Source organism: Janibacter zhangyanbonis (assembly GCF_050507325.1).
Classification (GTDB): domain Bacteria; phylum Actinomycetota; class Actinomycetes; order Actinomycetales; family Dermatophilaceae; genus Janibacter.
Genome location: NZ_CP191481.1, coordinates 2,010,748 through 2,026,712 on the forward strand (window position 1 = coordinate 2,010,748; position 15,965 = coordinate 2,026,712).

The 15,965-nt window shown below is 66.2% G+C and carries 11 protein-coding genes and 3 rRNA genes; 2 read left to right on the top strand and 12 right to left on the bottom strand.

The features are described 5' to 3' along the window. Positions 1 to 26: 26 nt before the first annotated feature. The 6 genes from ACQBJO_RS09780 to tyrS all read right to left on the bottom strand — a co-directional run bounded on the left by ACQBJO_RS09780 (position 27) and on the right by tyrS (position 9,400). Positions 27 to 1,016 (bottom strand): HAD-IIA family hydrolase, encoded by a 990-nt coding sequence (locus tag ACQBJO_RS09780; protein ID WP_421008438.1) that lies wholly within the window; start codon positions 1,014 to 1,016, stop codon positions 27 to 29. Continuing rightward, entirely contained in the window at positions 1,013 to 2,056 is a 1,044-nt protein-coding gene (locus tag ACQBJO_RS09785; RefSeq protein ID WP_255183626.1) for a tetratricopeptide repeat protein, read from the bottom strand. The genes ACQBJO_RS09780 and ACQBJO_RS09785 overlap by 4 nt, the downstream gene beginning before the upstream one ends. A 184-nt stretch (positions 2,057 to 2,240) precedes the next feature. Beyond that, positions 2,241 to 2,357, bottom strand: a 5S ribosomal RNA gene (gene rrf / locus ACQBJO_RS09790). A gap of 105 nt (positions 2,358 to 2,462) precedes the next feature. Beyond that, positions 2,463 to 5,579, bottom strand: a 23S ribosomal RNA gene (locus tag ACQBJO_RS09795). 384 nt (positions 5,580 to 5,963) lie between these two features. Continuing rightward, a 16S ribosomal RNA gene (locus tag ACQBJO_RS09800) occupies positions 5,964 to 7,488 on the bottom strand. The 16S, 23S and 5S rRNA genes sit together here, the layout of an rRNA operon. A 640-nt stretch (positions 7,489 to 8,128) precedes the next feature. Further along, entirely contained in the window at positions 8,129 to 9,400 is a 1,272-nt protein-coding gene (gene tyrS, locus ACQBJO_RS09805; protein WP_421009067.1) for a tyrosine--tRNA ligase, read from the bottom strand. A gap of 218 nt (positions 9,401 to 9,618) precedes the next feature. On the opposite strand from tyrS, the gene ACQBJO_RS09810 reads away from it, so the two are divergent. Beyond that, the gene (locus tag ACQBJO_RS09810; RefSeq protein ID WP_430407177.1) at positions 9,619 to 9,819 is read left to right on the top strand and encodes a (2Fe-2S)-binding protein; all 201 of its coding nucleotides are present in this window, start codon (positions 9,619 to 9,621) and stop codon (positions 9,817 to 9,819) included. Then, on the top strand, positions 9,806 to 10,294 hold the full coding sequence (gene bfr / locus ACQBJO_RS09815) for a bacterioferritin (protein ID WP_255183629.1): 489 nt from the start codon (positions 9,806 to 9,808) through the stop codon (positions 10,292 to 10,294). The genes ACQBJO_RS09810 and bfr overlap by 14 nt, the downstream gene beginning before the upstream one ends. Here bfr and ACQBJO_RS09820 read toward each other — a convergent pair. From ACQBJO_RS09820 to argB, 6 genes are read right to left on the bottom strand one after another with little or no spacing between them, the layout of a single operon-like run. Beyond that, a complete protein-coding gene (locus ACQBJO_RS09820; RefSeq protein ID WP_421009065.1) occupies positions 10,281 to 10,910 on the bottom strand; it encodes a DNA-3-methyladenine glycosylase in 630 nt (209 codons plus the stop codon). The two genes, bfr and ACQBJO_RS09820, sit on opposite strands and share 14 nt — an antisense overlap. A gap of 1 nt (position 10,911) precedes the next feature. After that, positions 10,912 to 12,360 carry an argininosuccinate lyase gene (argH, locus tag ACQBJO_RS09825; protein WP_421009064.1) on the bottom strand — a complete coding sequence of 483 codons (1,449 nt, stop codon included), beginning with the start codon at positions 12,358 to 12,360 and terminating at the stop codon, positions 10,912 to 10,914. Continuing rightward, positions 12,357 to 12,869: an arginine repressor gene (locus ACQBJO_RS09830; RefSeq protein ID WP_421009063.1), complete on the bottom strand. Its 513-nt coding sequence runs from the start codon at positions 12,867 to 12,869 to the stop codon at positions 12,357 to 12,359. The genes argH and ACQBJO_RS09830 overlap by 4 nt, the downstream gene beginning before the upstream one ends. Continuing rightward, entirely contained in the window at positions 12,866 to 13,804 is a 939-nt protein-coding gene (gene argF, locus ACQBJO_RS09835) for an ornithine carbamoyltransferase (protein WP_421009062.1), read from the bottom strand. The genes ACQBJO_RS09830 and argF overlap by 4 nt, the downstream gene beginning before the upstream one ends. Further along, positions 13,801 to 15,009 carry an acetylornithine transaminase gene (locus ACQBJO_RS09840; RefSeq protein ID WP_255183634.1) on the bottom strand — a complete coding sequence of 403 codons (1,209 nt, stop codon included), beginning with the start codon at positions 15,007 to 15,009 and terminating at the stop codon, positions 13,801 to 13,803. The genes argF and ACQBJO_RS09840 overlap by 4 nt, the downstream gene beginning before the upstream one ends. Continuing rightward, positions 15,006 to 15,965 carry an acetylglutamate kinase gene (gene argB / locus ACQBJO_RS09845; RefSeq protein WP_421009061.1) on the bottom strand — a complete coding sequence of 320 codons (960 nt, stop codon included), beginning with the start codon at positions 15,963 to 15,965 and terminating at the stop codon, positions 15,006 to 15,008. Before argB ends, ACQBJO_RS09840 begins: the two co-directional genes overlap by 4 nt.

Below are 15,965 nucleotides of genomic sequence, written 5' to 3' on the forward strand. Positions count from 1 at the left end.
ACTCCTCGGGTCGGGGTCGTCCCACGCTACCGGCTGGTCATGGCGAGCCCTGCCTGCCCCGCGTCGAGCAGGCCGCCGTCGACGGCGGCCCACAGGGCGTCGAGCGCAGCGCGATCTGCGTCGAGCCCTTCACCGCGGACCTCGAGCCGGCCATCCACCACGCGGGCCCCGGCGTCCCCCCGGAGGCACCAGGCGCCCTCGGTCCGCGCCGGCGGGTAGGGCTGCAGGAGACCGCGCAGGTCCGCGATGACATACGTCGGACGCCGCTCCACCGGCGCAGCCGCTGCATCCGCCAGACCGTGGACGCCGGTGAGCACGAGCACGCCGGGCATCCCCGTCGCCACGGCTCCCTCGATGTCGGTCTCGAGCCGGTCCCCCACGGCCAGCACCCGGTCGGGGCTCGCCCCGAGCGCGCTCGCCGCGAGCCGGTACATCGGGGGGTGCGGCTTGCCGATGACCTCGGGGTCGACGTCGACGCACGAACGCACGGCCGCCACGAGCGCACCGTTGCCGGGGGCCGGTCCCCGGTCGGTCGGCAGCGTGCGGTCGGTGTTGGTCGCCACCCACGCGGCGCCGGCCCGCACCGCGTGCGCGGCCTCCGCGAGGTCTGTCGCGGTGACATGAGGTCCGTAGCCCTGGAGCACCGCTGCGGGCGCCCCCTTCGTCACCGGGGTCAGTCCCACAGCACGAAGGGAGGCACTCACCCCCTCGCCACCGATCGCCATGACCTCGGCGCCAGCGGGCAGCCGCGCCGCGAGCTCACGGGCAGCCGCCAGCGAGCTCGTGAGGACGTGGTCGTCCTCGACGACGACCCCGCGCGCGCGAAGGTGCTCCCCGACAGCGGCCGGGGTGCGCGAGGCATTGTTCGTCGCGAAGAGGACCGGGATCGACAGCGCGTTGAGCACGTCGACGGCGTGGTCGATGGCCGTTGGGCCGGCGACGACCACACCGTCGATGTCGCAGACCAGGGCGTCGTGGGCCCCGGCGAGCGTGTCAGGCGAAGGGGGTGTCGTCACTCGTCGGCGGCCGGGTCGGCACCCTCACCGGGCACGTCGTCGACGACCTCGTGCAGGCTCACCCCGTCGAGCTCCTCGACGCGCTCAATGGCATCGGTCTCGCCGTCCTGGTCCGCGACGGCGGCCTTGGCGAACCACGCCCGGGCGTCATCCGTGCGGTCGACCTCGAGCAGTGCGTCGGCGTAGGCATACCAGACACGCGCCGCCCACGGCTTGTTCTTGACCTTGTCGACCTGGCCCTGCAGCGCGAGCACTGCGGCCTGGGGCTGACCCATGTCGCGACGGATCCCGGACCCGACGATCAGCAGCTCGACCTGCTCCTCCTGGCCGAGCTGACGGGCCTCGGGCGAGCCCAGCAGCTCCAGCGCCCGGGCCGGGCGGCCGAGGCCACGCTCGCAGTCGACCATGAGCGGGAGCAGGTGGGAGGAGCCGCTGAGTCGCCGCACGGTCCGGAACTCGGTGAGGGCCCGGGCGTAGTCGCCCATCCGGTAGGCCACGAAACCGAGGGCCTCGCGGGCGGCCGGCACGCGACCGGCACGACGGACGGCCGTCTCCGCGTGGGCGAGGGCACCGTCAAGATCTTCAGCCTCGAGCAGGGCGGCGACCATGACGAGGTGCTGGGCGACGCCGTCGGCATTTTCCTTGCTCAGGGTGCGCAGCTGCTGCCGTACGCTCCGGTCGAGTTCCGCGCCGGTGACGTCCGGTGCGATCGCCGGCTCCGGCTTGCGGCCCTCCTTGGGGACGAGCCGCGAGCCGCTGCGGCTCTCGGCGTCCGCGTCACGCGAGGCTCCACCGCGCTCCGGACGGCCTCCTCGCTCGGGACGACCCTGACGATCGGACCGGTCGAAGCGGTCCCCGCGGTCGGGACGGCCACCCCGCTGCGGACGGCCCGACGACCCGTCCCGGTCCGGGCGACCGCCAGATCGCCCACGACCACCGGAACCGCCGCGACCACCGCCGGAACCGCCCCGGGGACCCTGGCCCCCGCGACCGGCAGCGCCTCCACGGCCACGATCCGGCCTGCTCGACCTCTCGTCCACGACATCAACCTCTCTTGACCTGTTGCTTCGGATCAGACTCTCCCGACCCGGGCTCTCAACGCAACACCCACCGACGATTCTTCCCCGTCAGCGGATCCCGGTTCGCACCGGCTGCCCGGAACGCCTGGTCCGGGAATGCAAGAAGCCCCCCAGCGACTCGCTGGGGGGCTTCTTGTGAATGTTTGTCCGGCTGCGTCCTACTCTCCCACACCGTCACCAGTGCAGTACCATCGGCGCTGAAGGGCTTAGCTTCCGGGTTCGGAATGGGACCGGGCGTTTCCCCTTCGCTATGACAGCCGAAACTCTATGGAAATACAGTGGACGTGCATTGTGTCCCGACCGTATCTCGGGAACTGCACAGTGGACGCGAACATCGTTCTTTTTTACGCAACACGAAGGTTGTGTGTGTATCAAGTTATCGGCTTATTAGTACCAGTCAGCTACATGCATTGCTGCACTTCCACATCTGGCCTATCAACCCAGTCGTCTACTGGGAGCCTCTCGGAGCAAAGCTCCATGGAAACCTCATCTTGAGACATGCTTCCCGCTTAGATGCTTTCAGCGGTTATCACTCCCGAACGTAGCTAATGAGCGATGCCCTTGGCAGAACAACTCACACACCAGAGGTTCGTCCAACCCGGTCCTCTCGTACTAAGGTCAGCCTCTCTCAAGTTTCCTACGCGCACAGCGGATAGGGACCGAACTGTCTCACGACGTTCTAAACCCAGCTCGCGTGCCGCTTTAATGGGCGAACAGCCCAACCCTTGGGAGCTACTCCACCCCCAGGATGCGACGAGCCGACATCGAGGTGCCAAACCATCCCGTCGATATGGACTCTTGGGGAAGATCAGCCTGTTATCCCCGGGGTACCTTTTATCCGTTGAGCGACGGCGCTTCCACAAGCCACCGTCGGGTCACTAGTTCCGACTTTCGTCCCTGCTCGACATGTCTGTCTCGCAGTCAAGCTCCCTTGTACACTTGCACTCGCCACCTGATTGCCAACCAGGCTGAGGGAACCTTTGAGCGCCTCCGTTACATTTTAGGAGGCAACCGCCCCAGTTAAACTACCCACCAGGCAATGTCCCTGATCCGGATCACGGACCGAGGTTAGATAACCAGAACGACCAGAGTGGTATTTCAACGATGACTCCACACACACTGGCGTGCATGCTTCACAGTCTCCCACCTATCCTACACAAGCCGTCCCGATCACCAATACCAAGCTATAGTGAAGGTCCCGGGGTCTTTCCGTCCTGCTGCGCGTAACGAGCATCTTTACTCGTAGTGCAATTTCGCCGAGTTCGCGGTTGAGACAGTGGAGAAGTCGTTACGCCATTCGTGCAGGTCGGAACTTACCCGACAAGGAATTTCGCTACCTTAGGATGGTTATAGTTACCACCGCCGTTTACTGGGGCTTAAATTCTCAGCTTCGCCCACAAGGGGCTAACCGGTCCTCTTAACCTTCCAGCACCGGGCAGGCGTCAGTCCGTATACATCGTCTTGCGACTTCGCACGGACCTGTGTTTTTAGTAAACAGTCGCTTCTCCCTGGTCTCTGCGGCCCTTTCCCCTAGCCCGTAAAGAGCTTCAGGGTCCGGGCCCCCCTTCTCCCGAAGTTACGGGGGCATTTTGCCGAATTCCTTAACCACGATTCACTCGATCGCCTTGGTATTCTCTACCTAACCACCTGAGTCGGTTTGGGGTACGGGCGGCTCGAACCTCGCTAGAGGATTTTCTCGGCAGCAGCATAGGATCACCCTGCTTCCCTCAAAAGAGGTCACCATCAGGCCTTGGGAACATGCCAGGCGGATTTGCCTACCTGACTCCCTACACCCTTGGACGTGGACAACCATCGCCACGCGGAGGCTACCTTCCTGCGTCTCCCCATCACTTGACTACTACCAGCTCGGGTCACGCGTTCCACTCACCAGCGCAACCCCGAAGGGTCACTAACGATGAGCTTCAGGCGCTTAGCATCACTGGATTCATCATGGGCGGTTCTTCGCCGGTTCCGGAATATCAACCGGATGTCCATCGACTACGCCTGTCGGCCTCGCCTTAGGTCCCGACTTACCCAGGGCAGATTAGCTTGACCCTGGAACCCTTGGTTATTCGGCGGACGGGTTTCTCACCCGTCATTCGCTACTCATGCCTGCATTCTCACTCGTGTGGCATCCACGACTGGATCACTCCGCCGCTTCACTCGCCACACGACGCTCCCCTACCCATCAACACGCCTGGACACCACAAGGGTGCCGAGCAGTGTGTCAATGCCACAGCTTCGGTGGTGTGCTTGAGCCCCGCTACATTGTCGGCGCGGAATCACTTGACCAGTGAGCTATTACGCACTCTTTAAAGGGTGGCTGCTTCTAAGCCAACCTCCTGGTTGTCACGGCAACTCCACATCCTTTTCCACTTAGCACACGCTTAGGGACCTTAGCTGGTGATCTGGGCTGTTTCCCTCTCGACTACGGAGCTTATCCCCCGCAGTCTCACTGCCACGCTCTCACTTACCGGCATTCGGAGTTTGGCTAACGTCAGTAACCTGGTGAGGCCCATTAGCTATCCAGTAGCTCTACCTCCGGTAAGAAACACGTGACGCTGCACCTAAATGCATTTCGGGGAGAACCAGCTATCACGGAGTTTGATTGGCCTTTCACCCCTACCCACAGCTCATCCCCTCAGTTTTCAACCTAAGTGGGTTCGGTCCTCCACGACGTCTTACCGTCGCTTCAACCTGGCCATGGGTAGATCACTCCGCTTCGGGTCTAGACCCAGCGACTGAACGCCCTATTCGGACTCGCTTTCGCTACGGCTTCCCCACACGGGTTAACCTCGCCACTGAGCACTAACTCGCAGGCTCATTCTTCAAAAGGCACGCCGTCACCCCACAAGGAGGCTCCGACGGATTGTAAGCGCACGGTTTCAGGATCTATTTCACTCCCCTCCCGGGGTACTTTTCACCTTTCCCTCACGGTACTTGTCCGCTATCGGTCACCAGGGAATATTTAGGCTTAACGGGTGGTCCCGCCAGATTCACACGGGATTTCTCGGGCCCCGTGCTACTTGGGAAAAATCATCCGGAGTCCACACCATTTCGTCTACGGGGGTCGCACCCTCTGTGCCGAGCCATTCAAGACTCTTCGACTATGACATGAATTTCTTACTCCAGCCCAGAATGTCAGTCCTGAGACAGAAAATCCCACAACCCCGAACCTGCAACGCCTGACAGCTATCACACAAGCCCGGTTTGGCCTCATCCGCTTTCGCTCGCCACTACTCACGGAATCACTATTGTTTTCTCTTCCTGCGGGTACTGAGATGTTTCACTTCCCCGCGTTCCCTCTACCTGCCCTATATATTCAGACAGGAGTGACTGGACTTGCCTCCAGCCGGGTTTCCCCATTCGGAAATCCTCGGATCAAAGTCTGGTTATCGACTCCCCGAGGCTTATCGCAGATTCCTACGTCCTTCTTCGGTTCCTGGTGCCAAGGCATCCACCGTGCGCCCTTAAAAACTTGAGCCACAAAGATAAAGATGCTCGCGTCCACTGTGTAGTTCTCAACATACGGGCGGCAACCCCACCAGATGATCACACCCACACCCACAACGAGCGCGGTATACGACCAGGCAAGGCCCACAACCCAACCCCAACAACCGTAATCATCGGGGTCGTGGTCCATGAAGCTTCACTCGCGTGAACCCTCAGGACCCAACAACGTGTCAGACACCCACCCAGGCAGCTCATGCGTTCCACTGTCACCACTCCAAAAGGAGCAGGTGATCGGTACTAACAACAGCCACACCAGGCAAGCGTCAAATAATCGATGTTCCACCCGAGCACCTACTGCCAGACACTCGCCGGCAGCTAGGCTCTGGACCACCAAACGGTGGCCAGTGCTCCTTAGAAAGGAGGTGATCCAGCCGCACCTTCCGGTACGGCTACCTTGTTACGACTTAGTCCCAATCGCCAGTCCCACCTTCGACGGCTCCCCCCACAAGGGTTGGGCCACCGGCTTCGGGTGTTACCGACTTTCGTGACTTGACGGGCGGTGTGTACAAGGCCCGGGAACGTATTCACCGCAGCGTTGCTGATCTGCGATTACTAGCGACTCCGACTTCATGGGGTCGAGTTGCAGACCCCAATCCGAACTGAGACCGGTTTTTTGGGATTCGCTCCACCTTGCGGTATCGCAGCCCTTTGTACCGGCCATTGTAGCATGCGTGAAGCCCAAGACATAAGGGGCATGATGATTTGACGTCATCCCCACCTTCCTCCGAGTTGACCCCGGCAGTCTTCCATGAGTCCCCACCATAACGTGCTGGCAACATAGAACGAGGGTTGCGCTCGTTGCGGGACTTAACCCAACATCTCACGACACGAGCTGACGACAACCATGCACCACCTGTATACCGACCCAAAGGGGGCAACCATCTCTGGAAGTTTCCGGTATATGTCAAGCCTTGGTAAGGTTCTTCGCGTTGCATCGAATTAATCCGCATGCTCCGCCGCTTGTGCGGGCCCCCGTCAATTCCTTTGAGTTTTAGCCTTGCGGCCGTACTCCCCAGGCGGGGCGCTTAATGCGTTAGCTGCGGCACGGAACTCGTGGAATGAGTCCCACACCTAGCGCCCAACGTTTACGGCATGGACTACCAGGGTATCTAATCCTGTTCGCTCCCCATGCTTTCGCTTCTCAGCGTCAGTAGTGGCCCAGAGACCTGCCTTCGCCATCGGTGTGTTCCTCCTGATATCTGCGCATTTCACCGCTACACCAGGAATTCCAGTCTCCCCTACCACACTCTAGTCTGCCCGTACCCACTGCAAGTCCGGGGTTGAGCCCCGGATTTTCACAGCAGACGCGACAAACCGCCTACAAGCTCTTTACGCCCAATAATTCCGGACAACGCTCGCACCCTACGTATTACCGCGGCTGCTGGCACGTAGTTAGCCGGTGCTTCTTCTGCAGGTACCGTCACTTTCGCTTCTTCCCTGCTGAAAGAGGTTTACAACCCGAAGGCCGTCATCCCTCACGCGGCGTCGCTGCATCAGGCTTTCGCCCATTGTGCAATATTCCCCACTGCTGCCTCCCGTAGGAGTCTGGGCCGTGTCTCAGTCCCAGTGTGGCCGGTCGCCCTCTCAGGCCGGCTACCCGTCGTCGCCTTGGTGAGCCATTACCTCACCAACAAGCTGATAGGCCGCGAGCCCATCCCAAACCGAAAAACTTTCCAGACCATAACCATGCGGCTTGATCTCGTATCCAGTATTAGACGCCGTTTCCAGCGCTTATTCCAGAGTCTGGGGCAGGTTGCTCACGTGTTACTCACCCGTTCGCCACTGATCCACTCCAGCAAGCTGGAGCTTCACCGTTCGACTTGCATGTGTTAAGCACGCCGCCAGCGTTCGTCCTGAGCCAGGATCAAACTCTCCGTTGATGATTAAAAACCCCAACACCCACCAAAGCGAGCATCAGAGCCAATCAGTAACCCAACAAAGGGCTGAACCATGACTGAGCAAGAACAACCAGCGCAATCGCTGAGTTCATTCATTGTCAACCAAAGGAAAAAATTCATCCGACCAATCACACCCAACCCCACGAATGCAGGACCAGGCACAACCAGCCAAGACGAGGTATTGGCATCGATTTTTGACACGCTGTTGAGTTCTCAAGATTCACACGCACACCCATCACCACCCACCGTCTCCGGCCAGATGCTTCAAGGGGCAACTTCTTCAAGTTACTACTGTGATTGCTACAGGGTCAAACTCGCTCGTCCTGGTGGATCGAAGGGGGTTTGTCGCCTGCGGCGATCTCCCACTCTAGCAGGTGACCTGCTCGCTTCCAACTCGCTTCCCGCGGCACCGAAGTGCCTATGGAACTCTCACTGGGAGTGGGTGTCAGCTCGTGGGACCGGCCTGCTTGGTGCAACCCTGCAAGGGCTGCCGCGTGGTGTCCGTTCCTCCCTCTCGGGCTGACATCGAGAACATTAGGTCACGGATCTCCACTTCACCAAATCGGGGTCGGATCCCCCGAGAATCCGGGCGATCCGACCCCGTCGGACGTGGTGGTGCGGCTCAGCTCTGGCGTGCGGCGGCGAGGTTCTTGCGCCCCCGACGGAGCACGGCGACCCGACCGTGGAGGTAGTCCCCGGGACCGAGCTCGAGCTGCTCGTCGGAGATCTTGGTGCCGTTGATCGAGACCGCGCCGTCCGCGATGGCTCGCCGAGCCGCCTTCTTGGAGTCGACCAGCCCCGTCGCGACCAGGGCCTCGAGCAACCCGGTGCCTGCCGGCACGTCAGCTCCAGGCAGCTCGGCGGTGGCGTCGACGAGGGTGCTGGCATCAAGCGCGGTGAGATCGCCCTTGCCGAAGAGCGCCTCGGACGCCGCCTGGACGGACGCCGTCGCTTCCTCCCCGTGCACGAGGGAGGTCATGTCCGCAGCCAGCGCCCGCTGCGCTGCACGACGGTAGGGCTCGTCGGCCACGAGCCGCTCGAGCTCGTCGATCTCCTCGCGACTGCGGTCGGTGAAGACCTTGAGCAGCTTGACCACCGAGGCGTCCTCGACGTTGAGGAAGTACTGGTAGAAGGCGTACGGACTCGTCATGTCCGCCGACAGCCAGATGGCATTGCCCTCCGACTTCCCGTACTTCACCCCGTGGGAGTCCGTGAGCAGGGGCGAGGTCAGCGCATGCACCGAGGCCCCCTCGGTCCGGTGGATGAGGTCGACACCCGCGGTGAGGTTGCCCCACTGGTCGGACCCACCGAGCTGGAGGGTGCATCCGTGGAGCCGGTAGAGCTCGAGGTAGTCGAGCGCCTGGAGCAACTGGTAGCTGAACTCCGTGTAGGAGATGCCCTCCTGGCTCTCGAGCCGGGCCGAGATCGCGTCCTTGCGGATCATCTGGTTGACCCGGAAGTGCTTGCCGATGTCGCGCAGGAAGTCGAGCGCGGTCATCGGTGCGGTCCAGTCGAGGTTGTCGACGAGGATCGCCGGGTGCGCGACGCCGCTGCTCCCGTCGAAGTCGAGGAAGGGCCGCACGAGCTCCTTGATCCGGGAGACGTTGTGCGCCGTGTGCTCCTTGGTCCGCAGCTGGCGCTCGCTCGTCGGCTTGGGGTCACCGATGAGCCCGGTGGACCCGCCGACGAGGCAGATCACCTTGTGGCCGGCCTGCTGGAGCCGTCGCAGGGCGACGAGCTGGACGAAGTTGCCGAAGTGCAGTGAGGGGGCCGTCGGGTCGAAGCCGCAATACACCGTGATCGGTCCGTCGGCGAGGGCCTGTCGCAGCGCGCTCTCGTCGGTGGTCTGCGCCACCGCTCCGCGCCACTGCAGCTCGTCGAGGATGTCGGTCACGGTCGTCTCGGTCCTTCCGGGAGGTACGGGGCCCGCGGTCACGGGCCCCGTCACAGCCTGCCACGGACGCACCGGTCCCCCGGCAGGCGCACCGGTCCCGACCACCCCCGATCCGCCATGTGGAACACCCGGTGACATCTCCCCCCTTCGTCGGGCTAAGGTATGCCTCACCTCATGAAGACGAAGGGAGACCGGGCGTGATCGTCTGTCACTGTGCCGTGGTCGGCGAACGCCAGATCGCCGACGCCGCCGCCGCGGGTGCCACGACCCTCTCCCGGGTGTGCGCGAGCACCGGAGCCGGCCGCGATTGCGGCGCGTGTGTCTTCTCAGTACGGCGGATCCTCTGCGAGAGTGTCGGGAGCGAGGTCGACAACGGCCTCTTCCCATCTCCCGCGGAGGTAGACCGTGCAGCCAGCTGACCCCCGAGTCATCACGCTCCTCAACGACGCGCTCACCCTCGAGCTGACCGTCGTCAACACGTACTTCCTGCACGCCCGCATGCTCGACAACTGGGGCCTGCCCCGCCTGGGCAAGGTCTTCTACGACCTGTCCATCGGGGAGATGAAGGACGCGGACGAGCTCATCGAGCGGATCCTCATGTTCGACGGTCACCCCAACGTCCAGAAGCTCAACAACATCCAGATCGGCGAGGACGCCAAGGAGATGCTCGAGCTGGCCCTCGCCAGCGAGATCGTCGCCGTCAAGCAGTTCAACGCCGGGGCCAAGGAGTGCCACGAGCTCGGTGACCACGCGACCGCGGCGGTCTTCGAGGAGATGGCCCGCGACGAGGAGGGCCACGCCGACTGGTTCGAGGCGCAGCTCGACGCGATCGCCCGCGTCGGCCAGGAGAACTACCTCGCCCAGCAGGTCGACGTCGGGGTCAACCCCGCCTGACCCTCGCCCTGCCCGGGCGGTAGGTCGACACCGTCGGCTCACCGGCGATCGAGAAGCGCCACGGGTAGGCATCACCATCGCCTCCCGGCCCCGACACCCCCACCCTCGGCCCCGTGCTCACGAGCGCGGGGTCGAGTGCGTGCTCCGGTGCCACGAGGGCGAAGGGAGCACCCCGGCCGACCACGCCGGCGCCGTTGTCCTCCCCCGTGAGCCCGAGCGCCTTCGTCAGTCGGCCCGGGCCCCGCGCCAGGTCGCGCTCCGAGGCGCCCGGCCGGCGGGACGATGCGACGTCGACGCCGTCGACGACCTCGCCGGCGCGCAGGAGCACCGCAGCGCACTCCCCCTTCGTCCCGACGACGACGTTGGCGCACCAGTGGACGCCGTAGGACCGGTAGACGTAGAGGTGGCCGGGCGGGCCGAACATCACCTCGGTGCGCGGGGTCGGGCCGCGGTAGCCGTGGGACCCGGGGTCGTCGCTCCCCCAGTAGGCCTCGACCTCGGTCAGGCGCAGGGTCACCTCGCCGACGACGAGGCACGCCCCGAGGAGCAGGGGCGCGACGGACAGGGGGTCGCCCGCCAGGTCGGACCTGACGAGGCGACGGCCCCCGGTCGTCACGTCAGCGGGCCTCGATGCGGCTGCCGGCGAAGGTCTCGAGCTCGTCGAGCACTGCCGCCGCGTTGTCGAGCTGCTCGCGCACCCGGGCCGGGGCGGTGCCGCCCTTGGCATCGCGCGAGGCGAGCGAGCCCTCGACCGAGAGCACCTCGCGCACTCCCGGCGTCAGGTGCTCGCTGATCCCGGTGAGGTCCTCGTCGGAGAGGTCCCACAGCTCGATGTCGCGCTCCTCGCAGACCCGCACGCAGGCCCCGGCGACCTCGTGGGCCACGCGGAAGGGCACGCCCTCGCGCACGAGCCACTCGGCGATGTCGGTCGCGAGCGAGAACCCCTGCGGCGCAAGGGAGGCCATCCGCTCGCCGTGATAGGTCATCGTCGCCATCATCCCGGAGAAGGCCGGCAGCAGGACCTCGAGCGTGTCGACGGCGTCGAAGACCGGCTCCTTGTCCTCCTGGAGGTCGCGGTTGTAGGCCAGCGGCAGCGCCTTGAGCGTCGTCATCAGACCGGCGAGGTCACCGACGAGACGACCGGCCTTGCCGCGGGCGAGCTCGGCGACATCGGGGTTCTTCTTCTGCGGCATGATGCTCGACCCGGTCGAGAAGGCGTCGTCGAGCGTGACGAAGGAGAACTCCTTCGTCGCCCAGAGGATGACCTCCTCGGCCAGGCGCGAGATGTCGACGGCGGTCATCGCGGCGACGAAGCAGAACTCCGCGACGAAGTCGCGCGAGGCCGTGCCGTCGATGGAGTTGTCGACCGCCCCGGCGAAGCCGAGGTCGGCGGCGACCGCCTCGGGGTCGAGCCCGAGCGAGGAGCCCGCGAGAGCGCCGGAGCCGTAGGGGCTGAGCGCGGTGCGCGCATCCCAGTCGACGAAGCGCTGCACGTCGCGCAGCAACGGCCACACGTGCGCGAGCAGGTGGTGGCTCAGCAGGACCGGCTGGGCGTGCTGGAGGTGGGTGCGCCCGGGCATGGCGACGTCGATGTTGGCCCGCGCCTGGTCGAGGAGCGCCCGCGCCACGTCGAGGACGAGACCGGAGACGATCCGGGCGTGGTCGCGCAGGTACATGCGGAAGAGCGTGGCGACCTGGTCGTTGCGCGAGCGTCCGGCGCGCAGGCGCCCGCCGACGTCGGCACCCGCCCGCTCGATGAGCCCCCGCTCGAGTGCGGTGTGCACGTCCTCGTCGTCGAGCGCCGGCTCGAAGGCCCCACTGGTCACGTCGTCGGCGAGGCGTCGCAGAGCGTCGAGCATCGCGTCGAGCGTCGCGTCGTCGAGCAGGCCGGCGCCGTGGAGGACACGCGCGTGCGCGCGGGAGCCGGCGATGTCGTAGGGAGCCAGACGCCAGTCGAAGTGCGTCGACTTGCTCAGGGCGGCCAGCGCGTCGCTCGGCCCCCCGGCGAAGCGGCCACCCCACAGGCTCACCCGCTCACCGGTCGTCGCGGTCTCGTCCTGGGTCACGGTGCCTCCTGGCTGTCGGTGGTCTGGGCCAGGCCCAGCAGCTGTGCGGTGACGGCGGCACCCTCGTCGGGGCCACCGGTGATGATCATGATCGTGTCATCCCCCGCGATCGTCCCCAGCACTCCCGTGAGGCGTGCGTGGTCGATCGCCGAGGCGAGGTAGTTGGCGGCGCCGGGGGGCGTGCGGACGACGACGAGCTGGGCGCTCGCCCGAGCCGTGACGAGGAGCTCCTCGCACAGCCGGCGCAGCCGGTCGTCGTACTCCGCCGGGTCGACGGCCGCGCGCGGGGTGCGGTCACCCCCTTCGCCGGGGATGGCGTAGACGAGGCCACGGCCCACGCGGACCTTCTCGGCACGCAGCTCGAGCAGGTCGCGCGAGAGGGTCGCCTGGGTGATCTCGATCCCGTCGGCAGCGAGGAGCTCGAGGAGCTCGGGCTGGCTCCGCACGGCGTGCTCGCGCAGCAGCTCGACGATCCGCGCCTGCCGGCCGGGTCGGGTCGCGGCGATCATGACGAGGCGCGCAGCAGGAAGGTGAGCAGCGCCTTCTGCGCGTGCAGCCGGTTCTCCGCCTCGTCCCACACGACCGACTGCGGCCCGTCGATGACATCGGCGGCGATCTCCAGACCCCGGTAGGCGGGCAGGCAGTGCAGGACGATCGCGTCGGCCGCGGCGTGGCCCAGCAGATCCGTCGTCACGGCGAAGGGGGCGAAGGGCGAGGTCTGTCCGGTGCGGTCCCCCTTCTGCTCCTCCATGCCCATCGACACCCAGGTGTCGGTCGCGACGACGTCGGCTCCCGCCACTGCGGCCGTGGGGTCGTCGGTGACGAGGACCGATCCACCCTGCTCGGCAGCGATCCGCGTGGCGCGGGCGAGGACGTCGGCCGAGGGCTGGTGGCTGGCCGGGGTCCCGATGCGCACGTGCATCCCGGCGAGGGAGCACGCGAGCAGGTAGGAGTGGGCCATGTTGTTGGCCCCGTCGCCGACGTAGGCGATGGTGCGGCCGGCCGTCGAGCCCATGTGCTCGCGGATCGTCAGCAGGTCGGCGAGCAGCTGGCAGGGGTGGTAGTCGTCCGTCAGCGCGTTGACCACCGGCACGTCGACGTGGTCGGCCAGCTCCTGCAGCCGGTCCTGGCCGTGCGTGCGCCAGACGATGGCGCTCACCTGTCGCCCCACGACCCGGGCCACGTCGGCGATGGACTCGCGGGTGCCGATCTGGGCGAGGTTGCCGTCGACGACCATCGGGTAGCCGCCGAGCTCGGCGACACCCGTGGTGAAGGACAGCTGGGTGCGCAAGGTCGGCTTGTCGAAGATGATGGCCACGGCCTGCGGCCCCGCGAGCGGCTGCTCGGCGTGCCGGTCGGCCTTGAGCGCGGCCGCGAGGTCGAGGACCTGCGACTGCTCCTCGGCCGTGAGGTCGTCGTCGGCGAGCAGGTGTCGGACGGTCATGCGGACTCCTTGGCGGCCTCGTCGAGGATCCCCGGCAGGGCGTCGACGAAGCTCGTGAGCTGGTCGGTGGTGATGGTCAGCGGCGGCGCGAGACGCAGCGCGTCGGGCGCGACCGGGTTGATGATGAAGCCGTGACGGCGGGCCACGAGCGCCGCCGCAGGGGCGATCGGCTCGGTCAGCGCGATGGCACGGAGCAACCCGGCCCCGCGCACCCCGGCGACCAGCGGGTGCTCCAGCGCCGTGACCCGCTCGACGAGCAGCTCACCGGCGGTGACCGCGTGCTCGACCAGGCCCTCGGACTCGATGGTCGACAGCACGGCGAGGGCTGCGCTGCAGGCGAGCGGGTTGCCGCCGAAGGTCGAGCCGTGCTGGCCCGCGGTGAGCAGCCCGGTGGTCTCCGGCCCGAAGGTCACCAGGGCACCGATCGGCACTCCCCCGCCGAGACCCTTGGCGACGGTGATCGCGTCGGGCACGACGCCGTCGAGCTGGTGGGCGAACCACGCACCGGTGCGCCCGACCCCGGTCTGGATCTCGTCGAGGACGAGCAGGACGCCGGCCTCGCGGGTGATCTGGCGGGCTGCGGCGAGATAGCCCTCCGGGGGCGTCACCACTCCGGCCTCGCCCTGGATGGGTTCGAGCAGGACCATCGCGGTGTCGGGGCCGACGGCGGCACGCAGCGCCTCGACGTCACCGGGCGCCACGTGCGTCACCCCGGGCAGGAGCGGTTCGAAGGGGGCCCGGTATGCCTCCTTGTGGGTCAGGCTCACCGCTCCGGTGGTCCGGCCGTGGAAGGCGCCGCCGACGGCGACGATCCCCGTGCGGCCGGTGCGCCGGGAGAGCTTGATCGCCGTCTCCACGGCCTCGGATCCGCTGTTGCAGAAGAAGACGCCTGACCCCTGCGGCGCCTGCGCGACGCGCAGCAGCGCCTCGGCCGCCTCGATCTGCGCGGGGGTCGTGAAGAAGTTGCTCACGTGGACGAGCTCGCCGGCCTGCTTCGAGATCGCGGCGACGAGCTCGGGGTGACCGTGACCGAGCGCGTTGACCGCGATGCCGCCGAGGAGGTCGAGGTAGCGCGTGCCGTCGACGTCCCACACCCAGGCGCCCTCACCGCGGGTGAGGACGAGGCCGGGGAGGCCGAAGACGCCGATGTGGCTGGCGCGGTAGCGCTCGAGCAGGGCCTGGTGCTGCTCGCTGGGGGTGCTCATGAGGGGCTGCCCTCCCCTTCGTCGTCGGTGTCGGCGGGGTCCGGCAGGATCATCGTGCCGAAGCCCTCGGACGTGAAGAGCTCGAGGAGCATCGAGTGCGGCTGGCGGCCGTCGACGACGTGAGCCTGGGGCACGCCGTGCTCCACGGCCCGGATGCACGCCTCGAGCTTGGGGATCATCCCGGAGTCGACGCGGGTCAGCAGGTCGCGCGCCCCGGACGCCGTGAGGTGAGACAGCAGCGAGTCGCGGTCGGGCCAGTCGGCGTAGACGCCGTCGACGTCGGTGAGGACGACGAGCTTGTGCGCCCGCAGGGCGACGGCCAGCGCTGCGGCGGCGGTGTCGGCGTTGACGTTGAGCACCTGCCCGTCGACGTCGAGGTCGGGGGCGATCGTCGAGACGACCGGGATGCGGCCGGCGTCGACGATGTCGAGGACCGCGGCGGGGTCGACGGACTCGACGTCGCCGACGAGCCCGATGTCGACCGGCTCACCGTTGACGACGATGCCCTTGCGGCGGCCGCCGAAGAGGCTCGCGTCCTCGCCGGAGAGGCCGACGGCGACGGGTCCGTGCTGGTTGAGCAGGCCCACGAGCTCGCGGCCGACCTGACCGGTGAGGACCATCCGCACGACGTCCATGACCTCGGGGGTGGTGATGCGCAGCCCGCCCTTGAACTCGCTCTCGAGGCCGAGCCGGTCGAGCATCGCCTGGATCTGCGGGCCGCCGCCGTGCACGACGACCGGCCGCAGCCCGGCGTAGCGCAGGAAGACGATGTCCTCGGCGAAGGCCGCCTTGAGCGCGTCGTCGGTCATCGCATTGCCGCCGTACTTGATGACGACGAGGGCGCCGCGGAAGCGCTCGAGCCAGGGCAGCGCCTCGACGAGGGTCGTCGCCTTGGCCTGGGCGACGCGCAGGGCGGCCGCGTCGATGGCGCCGCGCAGGGTGGACTCGGCAGTCAT